We start from the raw sequence: 15,132 nt of genomic DNA on the forward strand, positions 1-15,132 counted from the left end.
AATTCCACCATAAAAATCCGTTTTAGACTAATTTCCACTTTGGTCAGGCAAGTGGAAGTTACTTTGAGAAGTTACCAGATTTTTGTACCCAAACAGTATTTATTTTATAACCTTGTTACGAGGCTATTTTCTTGATAAAATAGAAGTTATGACGAGATATAAAGCAACTATTTCCTATGATGGTCACGCCTTTGCTGGTTTTCAGCGCCAGCCTCATGCGCGTAGTGTTCAGGAAGAAATTGAAAAAACCTTGACCAGGTTAAATAAAGGGCAAGCCATTACTGTTCATGGTGCTGGTAGGACAGATAGTGGGGTTCATGCTCTGGGACAGGTCATTCATTTTGACCTGCCTTATCAAATGGATGAGGAGAAGCTCCGTTTTGCCTTGGATACTCAGTCCCCTGAAGATATTGATGTGATTTCGATTGAGCTTGAGGCAGATGATTTTCATTGCCGTTATGCCAAACATAGCAAGACCTATGAGTTTATCGTGGATAGGGGCCGCCCTAAAAATCCTATGCGCCGTCACTATGCCACTCACTTTCCTTATCCGCTTGATGTGGAACGCATGCAGATTGCAATCAAAAAGCTAGAGGGGACCCATGATTTTACAGGTTTTACAGCCTCTGGGACCAGTGTAGAGGACAAGGTTCGCACCATCACAGAAGCTAGTTTAACAGTCGATGAGACCGGCCAGTTTTTGACTTTTACCTTTGCAGGAAATGGTTTCTTGTATAAGCAGATTCGCAATATGGTGGGGACACTGCTCAAAATCGGCAACAACCGTATGCCAGTGGAGCAGATTGACCTGATTTTGGAGAAGAAGGACAGGCAACTTGCTGGTCCAACGGCAGCACCTAATGGTTTGTATTTAAAGGAGATTCGTTATGAAGAATAATCGTATTTTAGCACTTTCTGGAAATGATATTTTTAGTGGTGGTGGTTTGTCAGCTGATTTGGCTACCTATACCTTGAACGGTTTGCATGGCTTTGTAGCAGTAACTTGCTTGACAGCCTTGACAGAAAAGGGATTTGAGGTCTTTCCAACTGATGATACCATTTTTCAACATGAATTAGATAGCTTGCGTGATGTGGAGTTTGGGGGAATTAAGATTGGTCTTCTCCCTACCGTCAGTGTGGCTGAGAAGGCCTTGGATTTTATCAAACAACGCCCAGGAGTGCCTGTGGTGCTGGATCCCGTCTTGGTCTGCAAGGAAACGCATGATGTAGCTGTAAGTGAACTCTGTCAAGAATTGATTCGCTTTTTCCCTTATGTCAGTGTGATCACGCCTAATCTTCCTGAAGCAGAATTATTAGCTGGTCAGAAAATTAAAACCTTGGAAGATATGAAGGCTGCAGCGCAGAAATTGCATGGCTTAGGAGCGCCAGCAGTCATTATCAAGGGGGGCAATCGCCTTAGTCAGGACAAGGCTGTAGATGTATTTTATGACGGACAAACCTTTACAGTCCTAGAAAATCCTGTTATCCAAGGACAAAATGCTGGTGCAGGTTGTACCTTTGCTTCTAGCATTGCCAGTCATCTGGTCAAAGGTGATGAACTTTTACCAGCAGTAGAAAGCTCAAAAGCTTTCGTTTATCGTGCCATTGCACAAGCAGATCAGTATGGAGTAAGACAATATGAAGCAAACCAAAACAACTAAAATCGCCCTTGTATCCCTATTAACCGCCCTTTCTGTAGTTCTAGGCTATTTCTTAAAAATCCCGACACCGACAGGAATTCTAACTCTTTTAGATGCGGGTGTCTTCTTCGCGGCCTTTTACTTTGGTGGTCGTGAAGGAGCTGTAGTCGGAGGACTAGCAGGTTTCTTGATTGACCTCTTATCAGGCTACCCTCAGTGGATGTTCTTTAGCTTGGTCAACCATGGATTGCAGGGATTTTTCGCAGGATTTAAAGGGAAAACTCAGTGGTTAGGCCTTATCTTAGCAACGATTGCCATGGTTGGGGGGTACGCCTTGGGTTCAACTTTGATGAATGGCTGGGCTGCAGCCCTACCAGAAATCTTACCAAATTTCATGCAAAATATAGTAGGGATGATTGTAGGATTTATCCTTAGTCAAAGTATCAAGAAGATTAAGTAAAGAGTCTGAGCCAAAAGTCTTTCAAATTAGAAAAACGCATACTATCAAGTGTTCAAGAGCCTTGATAGTATGCGTTTTATTGTGGGAAGATTTTTGAAAAATTTTAATCAAAATAAAGCAAGTCTTTGCTGGTGCTTGTAAAGAGGTCAAAGCCTTCCTTGGTAACAACACCGCAGTCTTCGATACGGACACCGACTTTACCAGGGATATAGATACCTGGTTCAACAGAGAAGCACATGCCTTCTTCGATGACCATGTCGTTTCCTTCCATGATAGATGGGAATTCGTGGACATCCATACCGATACCGTGACCGAGACGGTGGTTGAAGTACTCGCCGTAACCAGCTTTTTCGATGACCTCACGGGCAGCGCGGTCCACTTCATGGGCAGTCACACCTGGCTTGATAAAGTCAAGAGCAGCTTGTTGGGCTTCAAGAGTCAAGTTATAGATATCTTTCTTGAATTGGTCTGGTTTACCAACAGCGACTGTACGAGTCATATCTGACGCATAACCGTTGACCAGAACACCGAGGTCAAAGAGGAGAAGAGCATCATTTTCAACCTTATTAGCTGCTGGGATGCCGTGCGGATTTGCAGCATTATCACCAGTCAAGACCATGGTATCAAAGCTCATTTCATAGCCTTCACGTTTCATGGCAAAGTCAATTTGGGCAATAATATCTGTCTCCGTCTTATCAAGAGAAATATTGTCAAAACCAACCTTAACTGCCTTGTCCGCATAGAGACCTGCAACCATCATTTTTTGCACTTCGTCAGCTGATTTGATGAGGCGCATGCGTTGGATACGAGGAGTGAGGTTTTCAAACTCAGCAGTTTCAAAAACGGTTTTTAAACCATGATATTTTGTCAAGATGAGATTGTCAAACTCAACAGCGACACGTTTGAAGTCAAGTTGTGGAAGAGCATGTTTCATTTTTTGCCATGGATTTTCAGAATCCACATAGCCTACAACTGGGAAGGAAACAGTGCTGCTTGCACGCTCAACCTCAAGGGCTGGGACAAAGAGGAGAGGTTCCTGATCTGCTAGGACAAAAAGGAACATTTGGCGTTCATGGGGATCACTGTAAAAGCCAGTGAGGTAATTGATTGTGACGGGGTCAGATACGACAGCGACGTCTAGTTTTTCTGATTCAAGATATGTTACGATTTGTTGTAATTTAGACATATGCTACCTTCTTTCTACCCCTCTATTTTGGCAAAAAAAGAGAGAAAATGCAAGGGAGAAGGGTAAAAGAACAGACAAAAAGAACTCCGACAAGATAACAGAGTTCTTTGATATAATTTCCTTTTGTTTAAGAAAAGTCAGCCTTGCTTTTCACGTCGCTGTATTCTTCAGCGATTTCTTGGCTGAGAATATCTTCATAGGCAGGGAGTTGGATGTCCTGACCATATTTCTTCTTGAGGGCAGTAGTGACTAGGCGATAAGCTAGATTGGCATTACGAGAGAGGATCGGTCCGTGGAAGTAAGAACCAAAGACATTTTTATAATGAACGCCTTCACCGATTTTTTCTTCGTTATTTCCATTTCCATAGACAACCTGTCCCAGTGGTTTTTGGTCATCAGAGAGGAAGGTACGGCCCTGATGATTCTCAAACCCATAGTAGGTTTCATTGAAATCTTCATTGTGAATCTTGATGTCCCCGATAAAACGGTTATTGGTCTGGTTGAGGGTATAATGTCCCATGACCCCTAGTCCTTCGATACGTCTCCCTGAAGCTTCAACATAATATTGCCCCAATAATTGGAAACCACCACAGATAGCCAGAACCACACCGTCGTTTTGGATGTAGTTGTCAATGCTCTCTTTTTTAGCAGGTAGGTCGTCTGCAATAATACTTTGTTCAAAGTCTTGACCGCCACCGAAAAAGGCAATGTCGTAGTGATTTTCATCAAAGTTATCATGGAGAGAAACGATGTCAACCGTCACATGGGCCCCTAGTTTTTCAGCCACATACTTGAGCATGAGGATGTTTCCATTGTCCCCGTAGGTATTCATGAGGTTTCCATAGAGGTGGGCAATGTTGAGCTGATAAGGGTAATTGCCAGCTTTTGAGGAAAGTGAAGTATAAACCATTAGTTCATCTCCTTTCTAACAATCTGACGACTAGCCAGCAATTCGCGGAATTCCAGCATAGCAGTATAGGTAGCTAGGATATAGGCATGCTTGCAGTCTTGGTTCTCAATTGTTTTAAGAACTTGTTCCAGATTACTTGTCTCAGTGATTTTCTCAGCTGGATAGCCTGTTACTCGGAGACGACGAGCGATTTCAGAATGGCGAACACCGCCAGCGTTGATTTCAGGAATGTCCATGTCAATGATTTGTTCAAAATCAGCATCCCAGATCCAGCTGGTATCAATTCCATCTGCATAGTTGGCATTTAGGAGAACAGATAGACTAAATGGATAAGGAGCTAGTTTAATCATCTCGATAGCTTGGGTTGCACCAACTGGATTTTTAATCAAGACAAGGGTGCATTCCTTATCACCGATATGGAAGGTTTCCTGGCGTCCAAAGACAGCACGACTCTTATCAAATCCCTGCTTGATGAGTTGCGAATCTGCTCCGAGGAAACGAGCGATAGCGACTGCAGCTAGGGCGTTATAGATATTGTAGAGACCGCCGATTTGGATGCCGTATTCTTGTCCGTCGATGACAAAGCGAGAGCGATTGTTGGTCAACTCAACCAGTTCTGTCAAGCGATAGTCTAACTCAGGACGTTTACATCCACAGCCTTCACAGATATAGGCACCCAAGTTGGCATAGGTATTGTGTTCATATTTGAGGATACCTTGACAGTCAGGGCAGAGGATACCTTCGGTATTGTAGTGAGCCAGTTGGGCTGGTCCTTTCTCTAAGTCAAAACCAAAATACTCTACAGGATTTGGGATAGCTGGCTTGTAGAAAAGTGGACTGTCTCCATTAAGGAGGACAGTAGCTGTAGGCACCTTACGAATGGCATCCAAAATCATCTTGTAAGTTGTGTAAATCTCACCATAGCGGTCCATCTGGTCACGGAAAATATTGGTGATAACAAATAAGCTTGGCTGGATGTAGTCACAGATACGAGATAGACTGGCCTCGTCAATTTCTAAGACGGCAATATTTTTCCCAGTTTTAGAAGATTTGGCTGTTAAGAAGGTTGTCGCAATCCCTGTAATCATGTTGGCACCGCTTGGGTTAGTCAGAACTTGACCATAAACCTCTTTTAAAATGCCGACAGTGAGGGCAGTTGTCAAGGTTTTTCCGTTGGTTCCAGTGACCACGACAATCTCGTAGTTCTTAGCTAGGTTTTGTAAAATATCTTTATCAAATTGAAGGGCAAGTTTTCCTGGGAGCGTACTTCCACGGCCAAGACGACTTAAAACGAAGTGGGAAGAACGTCCAGCAAGAAGGCCCAAAGTAGTTTTTAATTTCATGTTTCTATTATATCATAAAAGAGGGAAAAGACAGATTTGAGATTCCTAAGAAGTAAAAACAGCCCATAGAGGGCTGTCAGTTAAGATGAGATTTCAACTTAAATCGCAAACAAGTCATTCAAGTTCTCAGCCAAGGTTGGGTGAGTGAAGATTTGTTTTGTGAAGTAAGTGTAAGGAATCTTGTTGTCCATGGCAACAGTGATGATGTTGATGATTTCTTGAGAACCTTCTGAGAAGATGCTTGCTCCAAGAATTTCTTTTGTTTCAGTATTAACAACAGCTTTGAAAGCTCCGCGAAGGTCTCCGTTTACGTGACCACGAGGCATTGCTGCAACAGGGATTTCCTTAACGGCGTATGGAAGTTTCAAATCAGCCGCTTGGCTTTCAGTCAAACCAACTTGTGAAAGTGCAGGTGTGATGAACATAGTGTTTGGTACATTGAGACGGTCTTCAAGTGTGTAGCTGCCATCTCCAGCAAGGTAGCTGTAAACAACACGGAAGTCATCAAGTGAAATGTAAGTAAATTGAAGTCCACCGTTGACATCCCCAACTGCAAAGACACCAGGAACGTTTGTTTGGCAGTGTTTGTCTACTTTAATAGCGCCACGTTCAGTTAGTTCAATGTCTGTATTTTCAAGTTGAAGTGGTTCTACGTTTGGTTTGCGTCCAGTTGCGTAGAGAAGGGCATCGAAACGGTAAGTTTCGTTTTCAGTTACGACAAGCACTTGGTCACCGTCGTTTTTAATTTCAGTGGTACGGATATTTTGAAGCAATTCAATGCCGTCTTCTTCCATGTATTGTTTAGCAAGAGCAGCGATTGAAGGTTCTGCACGAGGAAGGAAAGTATCCAAGGCATCTAGAACTGTAACCTTGCTTCCAAGTTTGTTGTAAAGACCAGCAAATTCAAGACCGATATTTCCGCCACCAAGGACTCCAAGTTTTTCAGGCAATTTGTCCAAGTTTTGGATCCCTGTTGAGTCAAAGACGTTTTTGCTTGTAGCAAGTCCTGGAATTGGCAAGACGTTTGAAACAGCACCAGTGTTGATGACGATTGTTTCAGCAGTCAGTTCTTTCTTTTCATCACCAGCTTGGATTTCGATGACTTTATTCGAAAGGAAGTGAGCTTCCGCATCAAAGATATCCACGCCTGTACCAGCAACAGTCGCATAGTTTTTACCGTTGAGGCGACCAGTGATAGTGTTTTTGGTAGCAATCACTTCTTCAAAAGACAAATCTTTCTCAGCAGCAACTAGCAAAGTCTTAGTTGGGATACAACCAATGTTGATACAAGTTCCACCGTACATAGCTTTGCTACGTTCAACGAGGGCAACTTTTTTGCCAGCTGAAGCCAATTTACCAGCTAGTGTTTTACCAGCTTTACCAAATCCGATAACGATTAAATCATAAGTTAACATTTAGAGTTCCTCCTATTCGAATTTCATTCTAGCACAAGAAAAAAACTTTTGCACAATTCTGCTACGCTTTAAAAAAGTTTATGAAATAGTGGAAAGTTTAACTTTATTTTCTCAAAAAAATCGTTTACATGACTTTATCGACGGATTGGGCTATCTTTTGCTTCTCTCTTGTGTTATACTAGATAGGTTGCAAAGAAAACAGTACTTTTCTTTTGTGGAAAAGAAGCAACACGATTTTGTATCCAGTATATGAAAATACGTCATAAAAAGAAAAGTATAAACTAAGCCCTATAGGGTGGCTTCGCACCACCTTTAGAAAGAAGAATAACGTGAAATTTAATGAATTAAACTTGTCTGCTGATTTGCTAGCAGAGATTGAAAAAGCTGGTTTTGTAGAAGCCAGTCCTATCCAAGAACAAACTATTCCCTTGGCCCTTGAAGGCAAGGACGTTATCGGTCAAGCTCAGACTGGTACAGGAAAAACTGCAGCCTTTGGTTTGCCAACCCTTGAAAAAATACGTACAGAAGAAGCGACCATCCAAGCCTTGGTCATCGCTCCAACTCGTGAACTAGCTGTCCAAAGTCAAGAAGAACTCTTCCGCTTTGGTCGTAGTAAGGGAGTCAAAGTCCGCTCAGTATATGGCGGATCAAGCATTGAAAAACAAATTAAGGCTCTTAAATCTGGTGCCCATATCGTGGTGGGAACTCCAGGTCGCCTCTTGGACTTGATTAAACGCAAGGCCTTGAAATTACAAGATATTGAAACTCTTATCCTTGACGAAGCGGATGAAATGCTCAACATGGGCTTCCTTGAAGACATTGAAGCTATCATTTCTCGTGTCCCTGAAAGCCGTCAAACCTTACTTTTCTCAGCAACTATGCCAGATGCCATCAAACGTATCGGTGTTCAGTTTATGAAAGAACCTGAGCATGTGAAGATTGCGGCTAAGGAATTGACAACAGAATTGGTTGACCAGTACTATATTCGTGTTAAAGAACAAGAAAAATTTGATACCATGACCCGTCTCATGGATGTAGAACAGCCTGAGCTTGCTATCGTATTTGGTCGTACAAAACGCCGTGTAGATGAATTGACTCGTGGTTTGAAAATCCGTGGCTTCCGTGCAGAAGGAATTCATGGAGACCTAGACCAAAACAAACGTCTTCGTGTCCTTCGTGACTTTAAAAATGGCAATCTTGATGTTTTGGTTGCGACAGACGTTGCAGCACGTGGGTTGGATATTTCAGGTGTGACCCATGTCTATAACTACGATATTCCACAAGATCCTGAAAGTTATGTTCACCGTATCGGTCGCACAGGTCGTGCCGGTAAGTCAGGTCAGTCTATTACTTTCGTATCACCAAATGAAATGGGCTACCTCCAAATCATTGAGAATTTGACTAAGAAACGCATGAAAGGTCTCAAACCTGCAAGTGCAGAAGAAGCATTTCAAGCTAAAAAACACGTAGCTCTCAAGAAAATTGAACGTGATTTTGCAGATGAGACTATCCGTGCCAACTTTGAGAAATTTGGTAAGGATGCTCGTAAGCTAGCTGCCGAATTTACTCCAGAAGAATTGGCAATGTATATCTTGAGTCTGACTGTTCAAGATCCAGATAGTCTTCCTGAAGTGGAGATTGCGCGTGAAAAACCACTGCCATTTAAACCATCAGGTAATGGATTCGGTGTTAAAGCTAAGGGAGGTCGTGGAGGCCGTCGTGGGGATGACCGTCGAGACCGTGATCGCCGTGGCAATGGTCGTCGTGATGATTTCAAAAAAGGAAGTCGTGGCAATGATCGTTTTGATAAGGAAAAACGTTACCGTAAGGATAATAAAAAACCACGCAATACTTCAAGCGAAAAGCAAACAGGATTTGTGATTCGTAACAAAGGCGATAAATAAGAAAAAGCGGTTCAAAATGAATCGCTTTTTTATATAAGGAGACCGAATGGAAAAGAAAGATAAATAAAATATATATATTATCTTCTTGTAATATTATGATACACAAAAATAGGGAGCTTGTCAATAGAAAAGAAGCAATTTAATTAAAAATATTCTTGTTTTTTCAAATTGCAATTAAATAAGCAATTTTCAGATAATAATTGAAAATTCAAGCTGTTTATGTTATAATGATAGCGATTAAATTCGAGGTGAAAAATGGCACATTTATTAGAAAAAACTAGAAAAATTACTTCTATCCTGAAGCGCTCGGAGGAGCAGTTACAGGAAGAGCTTCCCTACAATGCGATTACACGTCAGCTTGCTGATATTATTGATTGTAACGCCTGTATTGTTAACAGCAAGGGTCGTCTTCTTGGCTATTTTATGCGTTATAAAACCAATACAGATCGCGTGGAGCAATTCTTCCAAACTAAGATTTTCCCGGATGACTATGTACAGGGCGCGAACATGATTTACGATACAGAAGCCAATCTGACGGTTGATCATGATTTAAGTATTTTCCCTGTGGAGAGTCGTGCAGACTTTCCAGATGGTTTGACGACTATTGCACCGATTCATGTATCAGGGATTCGCCTTGGTTCTTTGATTATTTGGCGCAATGATAAAAAATTCGAAGACGAGGATTTGATCCTTGTTGAGATAGCGAGTACCGTGGTTGGGATTCAACTCCTTAACTTCCAGCGTGAAGAAGATGAGAAAAATATCCGTCGCCGTACTGCTGTTACCATGGCGGTTAATACTCTGTCTTACTCCGAACTCCGTGCTGTTTCAGCAATTTTAGGGGAATTAAATGGAAATGAAGGTCAGTTAACTGCGTCTGTGATTGCAGATCGTATCGGAATCACCCGCTCTGTGATTGTCAATGCCCTTCGTAAACTTGAGTCTGCAGGGATTATTGAAAGTCGCTCACTTGGAATGAAGGGAACCTATCTTAAGGTCTTGATTTCAGATATTTTTGAAGAAGTGAAGAAAAGAGATTACTAATGACTAAGGCTTTAATTTCGATTGATTATACAGAAGATTTCGTTGCTGATAGTGGAAAATTGACAGCAGGCGCTCCAGCTCAGGCGATTTCGGATGCCATCAGCAAGGTAACTCGATTAGCTTTTGAACGAGGAGATTACATCTTCTTTACAATAGATGCTCATGAAGAAAACGATTGTTTCCATCCAGAAAGCAAGCTGTTTCCTCCTCACAATTTGATTGGGACTAGTGGACGGAATTTATACGGAGATTTGGGGACCTTTTATCAAGAGCATGGTTCAGACAGTCGTGTCTTTTGGATGGATAAACGCCATTACTCAGCTTTTTCAGGGACTGACCTGGATATCCGTTTGAGAGAGCGTCGGATTTCTACAGTTATCTTAACAGGAGTCTTGACGGATATCTGTGTCCTGCATACAGCTATAGATGCCTATAATCTAGGATATGACATCGAAATTGTTAAACCAGCTGTTGCTTCCATCTGGCCTGAAAATCACCAATTTGCCCTTGGACATTTCAAAAATACACTCGGAGCTAAGTTAGTAGATGAAAATCTAAATGAAATTTCAGAGTAACTTGGTTGATGAAATGAAGAAAATTGAAAAAAAGTGTTGACAAGCATCCTAAAAGTTGATATACTAGTAAAGTAATCGACGCGGGGATGGCGGAATTGGCAGACGCGCAGGACTAAGGATCCTGTGACCGCTTTAGGTCGTGAGGGTTCAAGTCCCTCTCTCCGCATAGGATAAGAGTTAGCTTAGGCTAGCTCTTTTTTATCTAATTCAAGTAGAGCAAAAAATTTTTGCTCTTTTTTTGTATTTCATAAACATTTCATATTTGGATTTTATAATAGTCTTACAAATATGGAGGTGACAAATGAATCCAATCCAAAGAGCTTGGGCCTATGTCAGCAGAAAACGACTGAGAAGTTTTATTTTATTTCTGATTTTATTGGTCCTCTTAGCAGGAATTTCAGCCTGTTTGACGCTGATGAAGTCCAACAAGACAGTAGAAACCAATCTTTATAAATCACTCAATACATCTTTTTCTATTAAGAAGATAGAAAATGGTCAGACCTTCAAGTTGTCAGATTTATTATCAGTGAGCAAGATTAAGGGACTAGAACATGTCTCCCCTGAACTCGAGACGGTCGCAAAGTTAAAAGACAAGGAAGCGGTGAGTGGAGAGCAGAGCGTGGAGCGTGATGATTTATCAGCTGCGGACAAGAACTTGGTTAGCTTAACAGCTCTTGAAGATTCATCTAAGGATGTGACCTTTACTAGCTCGGCTTTCAACTTAAAAGAAGGGCGACACCTTCAAAAAGGGGATTCCAAGAAAATCCTGATCCACGAAGAGTTGGCTAAGAAGAACGATCTTTCGCTTCATGACAAGATTCGCTTGAATGCTGGACAGTCAGAATCTGGCAAAGGGCAAACAGTGGAGTTTGAGATTGTTGGAGTCTTTTCTGGTAAAAAACAGGAGAAATTCACAGGTTTGTCTTCTGACTTCAGTGAAAACCAGGTCTTTACAGATTATGAAAGTAGCCAAAGCCTTTTGGGAAATAGTGAACCTCAAGTCAGTGCAGCCCGCTTCTATGTAGAAAATCCTAAGGAAATGGACGGACTCTTGAAGCAGGTGGAAAACTTGGCCTTGGAAAATCAAGGCTACCAAGTCGAGAAGGAAAACAAGGCCTTTGAACAGATTAAAGACTCAGTTGCAACCTTCCAAACCTTCCTCACTATTTTCCTTTATGGGATTATGATATCAGGAGCAGGAGCCTTAATTCTGGTTTTGTCTCTCTGGTTGAGAGAGCGGGTCTACGAAGTGGGAATTTTACTTGCACTTGGAAAAGGCAAGAGCTCGATCTTCCTACAATTTTGTTTAGAGGTTGTTTTGGTGTCTCTTGGAGCTTTGTTTCCAGCATTTGTTGCAGGAAATGCAATCACATCTTACCTACTCCAAACACTACTAGCAAGTGGAGATCAGGCAGCCTTACAAGACACGCTAGCCAAAGCAAGTGGTTTATCAGCCAGCATCCTATCTTTTGCAGAGTCCTATGTCTTTCTGTTGTTGATTAGTTGCTTATCTGTAGCCCTTTGTTTCCTATTCTTATTTAGAAAATCGCCTAAAGAAATTTTATCATCTATTAGTTAAGAAGGAGAAATCATGACTTTATTACAATTACAAGATGTTACCTACCGTTATAAGAACACTGCTGAAGCAGTCCTATATCAGATCAATTATAATTTTGAACCCGGGAAATTTTACAGTATTATTGGAGAATCAGGAGCAGGAAAATCCACTCTCTTGTCCCTGCTTGCTGGTCTAGATAGTCCTGTTGAAGGTTCTATCCTTTTCCAAGGAGAGGACATTCGTAAGAAAGGCTATTCTTACCATCGCATGCACCATATTTCCTTGGTCTTTCAAAATTATAATTTGATAGATTATCTTTCTCCACTGGAAAATATCCGCTTGGTCAACAAAAAGGCAAGCAAGGATACACTTCTTGAGCTTGGTTTGGATGAAAGTCAGATCAAGCGGAATGTTCTCCAGTTATCAGGTGGTCAACAGCAACGTGTTGCCATTGCTCGTAGTTTGGTCTCAGAAGCTCCAGTCATTCTAGCTGATGAGCCAACAGGAAATTTGGATCCTAAGACTGCTGGAGATATTGTCGAACTGCTCAAATCACTTGCTCAGAAAACAGGTAAATGTGTCATTGTCGTAACCCACAGTAAAGAAGTGGCACAAGCGTCAGATATTACACTTGAGTTGAAGGATAAGAAACTGACTGAAACTCGCAATACTACGAAATAATACGCGCTTTTTTCTGTTAGAACTATAAAATAGAACAACATCTAGAAAGGGAACCTATGTTACACAACGCATTTGCCTATGTTACAAGGAAGTTTTTCAAATCGATTGTCATCTTCCTGATTATTCTCCTCATGGCGAGCTTGAGTTTGGTCGGCTTGTCAATCAAGGGAGCTACTGCCAAGGCTTCTCAGGAGACATTTAAAAATATCACCAACAGCTTCTCCATGCAGATTAACCGTCGCGTCAATCAAGGTACGCCACGTGGTGCTGGGAATATTAAGGGTGAAGATATCAAAAAAATCACCGAAAACAAGGCCATCGAGTCTTATGTTAAACGCATCAACGCTATCGGGGATTTGACTGGCTATGAACTTATTGAAACGCCAGATACCAAGAAAAATCTGACACCTGACCGTGCCAAACATTTTGGAAGTAGCTTGATGATTACAGGTGTCAATGACTCTTCTAAAGAAGACAAGTTTGTCTCTGGTTCTTATAAGTTGGTCGAAGGTGAGCACCTAACCAACGACGACAAGGACAAGATCCTCCTGCACAAGGACTTGGCAGCCAAACACGGCTGGAAAGTAGGGGATAAGGTCAAACTAGACTCTAATATCTACGATGCCGATAATGAAAAAGGTGCCAAGGAAACAGTCGAAGTGACAATCAAGGGACTCTTTGATGGTCACAATAAGTCGGCAGTAACCTATTCACAAGAACTATACGAAAATACAGCTATCACAGACATTCACACTGCTGCAAAACTTTATGGATACACAGAAGACACAGCTATTTATGGGGACGCAACCTTCTTTGTGACAGCGGACAAAAACTTGGATGATGTTATGAAAGAGTTGAATGGCATCAGTGGTATCAACTGGAAGAGCTATACTTTAGTTAAGAGCTCCTCTAACTACCCAGCTCTTGAGCAATCCATCTCTGGTATGTACAAGATGGCCAATCTCCTCTTCTGGGGTAGCTTGAGCTTCTCAGTCCTTCTCCTTGCCCTCTTGCTCAGCCTTTGGATCAACGCCCGTCGCAAGGAGGTGGGAATCCTCCTCTCTATCGGTCTCAAGCAGGCAAGTATCTTGGGTCAATTTATCATAGAATCCATCTTAATTGCTATCCCTGCTCTTGTTTCTGCTTATTTCCTAGCCAGCTACACAGCGCGTGCAATCGGAAATACTGTTCTTGCCAATGTCACTTCAGGTGTTGCCAAACAGGCTAGCAAGGCTGCTCAAGCATCTAACCTTGGTGGTGGTGCAGAAGTAGATGGCTTTAGCAAGACCTTGTCGAGCCTAGACATTTCTATTCAGACATCAGACTTTATCATCGTCTTTGTCCTTGCCTTGGTTCTAGTGGTTCTAGTTATGGCGCTTGCTTCAAGCAATCTCCTTAGAAAACAGCCAAAAGAACTCTTGCTGGATGGCGAATAAGTTAGAAAAAATGATTCTGGAAATAGAGAAAGCATCTTGTTTTTCTATTCAAGAATGGTGGATAGAGAATGGCTATTTAACAATACAAAATAGAGCTGAAAGTAGTGGTGAAAATCATTGCTTTCAGTTGCTTTCCTTGTACTTTAGTACTTAAATATGATATACTAAAGTTATGGAATTTATTAGAAAGGGGTTTCATAACTTATATATGGAATTGTGCATAAAAATCTATAGAAATCTTATCTTGAAAATAGATAGATAAATCTGTAGAAGCCTATCCATATCGCAAACATAGGCTAGTAGACCTAGGCAGGGTATACTTTGGAAAATATAGAATAGTGAGGAAAAATAAACATTATGAGACAAACAAATGTTAGAGGAAGCTTGTCCCTCCGTGGTTTTAGAAAATTAAGAACTGGTGCAATTGTTGCGACAGGTGTGATTCTACTAGGTCTGGGCTTTTTAGCTCCAACTGTATCAGCTAATGAACAAGATGGTGTCTGGGTAGCCAGAACAGTTGCAGAAGTAAAAGCTGATATTCAAAATATAAACAATTTATCACACTACACAATTAAGTGGGGAGATACACTGAGTGCTATTAGTGGGGCAACGGGGCTATCTGTTGATAGTTTGGTTGAGATAAATCGTATTGCAAATAGAGATTTGATTTTTGCTAATAATAAATTGTATTTTAGCGAAGAAGCTTTTCTAAAAGATGGAAATACAGAAGTAAAAAGACAGCAAGTGTCGATTGATAATTCTGGTAGCCGTCAAAGTTATGAAGTTGAAACAAAGACAGATACTGTAACTGGAGAGCAAACTACTACTGTTAAACAAACGACACCAGTAGTTGTGGAAACACCAGCAGTATCAGCACCGAAATCAGAAACCTCAGTCTCAGTTGCGCCAAAAGCGGAAGAGCCAGTGACACCGGCACCGAAAGAAGAGACTCCATCGACACCAGCGCCAAAAGTGGAAGA

Annotated in this window: 14 protein-coding genes and 1 tRNA gene; 11 read left to right on the forward strand and 4 right to left on the reverse strand. The window is 41.5% G+C overall.

Annotation, left to right across the window (positions count from 1 at the left end):
• Positions 1-148: 148 nt before the first annotated feature.
• From truA to QP439_RS08195, 3 genes are read left to right on the forward strand one after another with little or no spacing between them, the layout of a single operon-like run.
• Entirely contained in the window at positions 149-898 is a 750-nt protein-coding gene (truA, locus tag QP439_RS08185; protein WP_261121326.1) for a tRNA pseudouridine(38-40) synthase TruA, read from the forward strand.
• Positions 888-1,661, forward strand: a complete 774-nt coding sequence (locus QP439_RS08190) for a bifunctional hydroxymethylpyrimidine kinase/phosphomethylpyrimidine kinase (protein ID WP_261043226.1) — start codon at positions 888-890, stop codon at positions 1,659-1,661. The genes truA and QP439_RS08190 overlap by 11 nt, the downstream gene beginning before the upstream one ends.
• Positions 1,639-2,100: an ECF transporter S component gene (locus QP439_RS08195; RefSeq protein WP_261043233.1), complete on the forward strand. Its 462-nt coding sequence runs from the start codon at positions 1,639-1,641 to the stop codon at positions 2,098-2,100. Before QP439_RS08190 ends, QP439_RS08195 begins: the two co-directional genes overlap by 23 nt.
• A 103-nt stretch (positions 2,101-2,203) precedes the next feature.
• Here the strand turns inward: QP439_RS08195 and QP439_RS08200 are convergent, their stop codons facing one another.
• From QP439_RS08200 to QP439_RS08215, 4 genes are all read right to left on the reverse strand, one after another.
• The gene (locus QP439_RS08200; RefSeq protein ID WP_261043235.1) at positions 2,204-3,286 is read right to left on the reverse strand and encodes a M24 family metallopeptidase; all 1,083 of its coding nucleotides are present in this window, start codon (positions 3,284-3,286) and stop codon (positions 2,204-2,206) included.
• Between the two features lie 127 nt (positions 3,287-3,413).
• A complete protein-coding gene (gene gatD, locus QP439_RS08205) occupies positions 3,414-4,196 on the reverse strand; it encodes a lipid II isoglutaminyl synthase subunit GatD (RefSeq protein WP_225742336.1) in 783 nt (260 codons plus the stop codon).
• Positions 4,196-5,539: a lipid II isoglutaminyl synthase subunit MurT gene (gene murT, locus QP439_RS08210; protein WP_285389416.1), complete on the reverse strand. Its 1,344-nt coding sequence runs from the start codon at positions 5,537-5,539 to the stop codon at positions 4,196-4,198. The genes gatD and murT overlap by 1 nt, the downstream gene beginning before the upstream one ends.
• A gap of 98 nt (positions 5,540-5,637) precedes the next feature.
• Positions 5,638-6,954: an FAD-containing oxidoreductase gene (locus QP439_RS08215; RefSeq protein WP_033682109.1), complete on the reverse strand. Its 1,317-nt coding sequence runs from the start codon at positions 6,952-6,954 to the stop codon at positions 5,638-5,640.
• A gap of 329 nt (positions 6,955-7,283) precedes the next feature.
• Here QP439_RS08215 and cshA point away from each other — a divergent pair, with 329 nt between their 5' ends.
• The 8 genes from cshA to QP439_RS08255 all read left to right on the forward strand — a co-directional run.
• The gene (gene cshA / locus QP439_RS08220) at positions 7,284-8,858 is read left to right on the forward strand and encodes a degradosome RNA helicase CshA (RefSeq protein ID WP_261017032.1); all 1,575 of its coding nucleotides are present in this window, start codon (positions 7,284-7,286) and stop codon (positions 8,856-8,858) included.
• A 255-nt stretch (positions 8,859-9,113) separates the two neighbouring features.
• Positions 9,114-9,902, forward strand: coding sequence for a GTP-sensing pleiotropic transcriptional regulator CodY (gene codY, locus QP439_RS08225; RefSeq protein WP_049542801.1), 789 nt, complete (start codon positions 9,114-9,116; stop codon positions 9,900-9,902).
• Positions 9,902-10,477 carry a cysteine hydrolase family protein gene (locus QP439_RS08230; protein ID WP_042750413.1) on the forward strand — a complete coding sequence of 192 codons (576 nt, stop codon included), beginning with the start codon at positions 9,902-9,904 and terminating at the stop codon, positions 10,475-10,477. Before codY ends, QP439_RS08230 begins: the two co-directional genes overlap by 1 nt.
• Positions 10,478-10,557: 80 nt before the next feature.
• Positions 10,558-10,643: transfer RNA gene (locus QP439_RS08235), tRNA-Leu, on the forward strand.
• A gap of 135 nt (positions 10,644-10,778) precedes the next feature.
• Entirely contained in the window at positions 10,779-12,056 is a 1,278-nt protein-coding gene (locus QP439_RS08240; RefSeq protein ID WP_285389424.1) for an ABC transporter permease, read from the forward strand.
• A gap of 12 nt (positions 12,057-12,068) precedes the next feature.
• Complete coding sequence (gene vex2 / locus QP439_RS08245; protein ID WP_000173751.1) at positions 12,069-12,716, forward strand: ABC transporter ATP-binding subunit Vex2; 648 nt, start codon at positions 12,069-12,071, stop codon at positions 12,714-12,716.
• 56 nt (positions 12,717-12,772) lie between these two features.
• Positions 12,773-14,152: an ABC transporter permease subunit Vex3 gene (gene vex3, locus QP439_RS08250; RefSeq protein ID WP_084927141.1), complete on the forward strand. Its 1,380-nt coding sequence runs from the start codon at positions 12,773-12,775 to the stop codon at positions 14,150-14,152.
• Positions 14,153-14,509: 357 nt separating this feature from the next.
• A partial coding sequence (locus QP439_RS08255) for a LysM peptidoglycan-binding domain-containing protein (RefSeq protein WP_285389428.1) occupies positions 14,510-15,132 on the forward strand: 623 nt, incomplete at its 3' end.

The organism is Streptococcus sp. UMB1203 (genome assembly GCF_030217725.1).
Taxonomy (GTDB): Bacteria; Bacillota; Bacilli; order Lactobacillales; family Streptococcaceae; genus Streptococcus.

Coding starts and splice junctions, on each gene's coding strand:
- QP439_RS08190 (WP_261043226.1), top strand. CDS start 888: ATGAAGAATAATCGTATTTTAGCACTTTCTGGAAATGATATTTTTAGT.
- vex3 (WP_084927141.1), top strand. CDS start 12,773: ATGTTACACAACGCATTTGCCTATGTTACAAGGAAGTTTTTCAAATCG.
- codY (WP_049542801.1), top strand. CDS start 9,114: ATGGCACATTTATTAGAAAAAACTAGAAAAATTACTTCTATCCTGAAG.
- QP439_RS08240 (WP_285389424.1), top strand. CDS start 10,779: ATGAATCCAATCCAAAGAGCTTGGGCCTATGTCAGCAGAAAACGACTG.
- QP439_RS08200 (WP_261043235.1), bottom strand. CDS start 3,286: ATGTCTAAATTACAACAAATCGTAACATATCTTGAATCAGAAAAACTA.
- truA (WP_261121326.1), top strand. CDS start 149: ATGACGAGATATAAAGCAACTATTTCCTATGATGGTCACGCCTTTGCT.
- murT (WP_285389416.1), bottom strand. CDS start 5,539: ATGAAATTAAAAACTACTTTGGGCCTTCTTGCTGGACGTTCTTCCCAC.
- vex2 (WP_000173751.1), top strand. CDS start 12,069: ATGACTTTATTACAATTACAAGATGTTACCTACCGTTATAAGAACACT.
- QP439_RS08230 (WP_042750413.1), top strand. CDS start 9,902: ATGACTAAGGCTTTAATTTCGATTGATTATACAGAAGATTTCGTTGCT.
- QP439_RS08195 (WP_261043233.1), top strand. CDS start 1,639: ATGAAGCAAACCAAAACAACTAAAATCGCCCTTGTATCCCTATTAACC.
- gatD (WP_225742336.1), bottom strand. CDS start 4,196: ATGGTTTATACTTCACTTTCCTCAAAAGCTGGCAATTACCCTTATCAG.
- QP439_RS08215 (WP_033682109.1), bottom strand. CDS start 6,954: ATGTTAACTTATGATTTAATCGTTATCGGATTTGGTAAAGCTGGTAAA.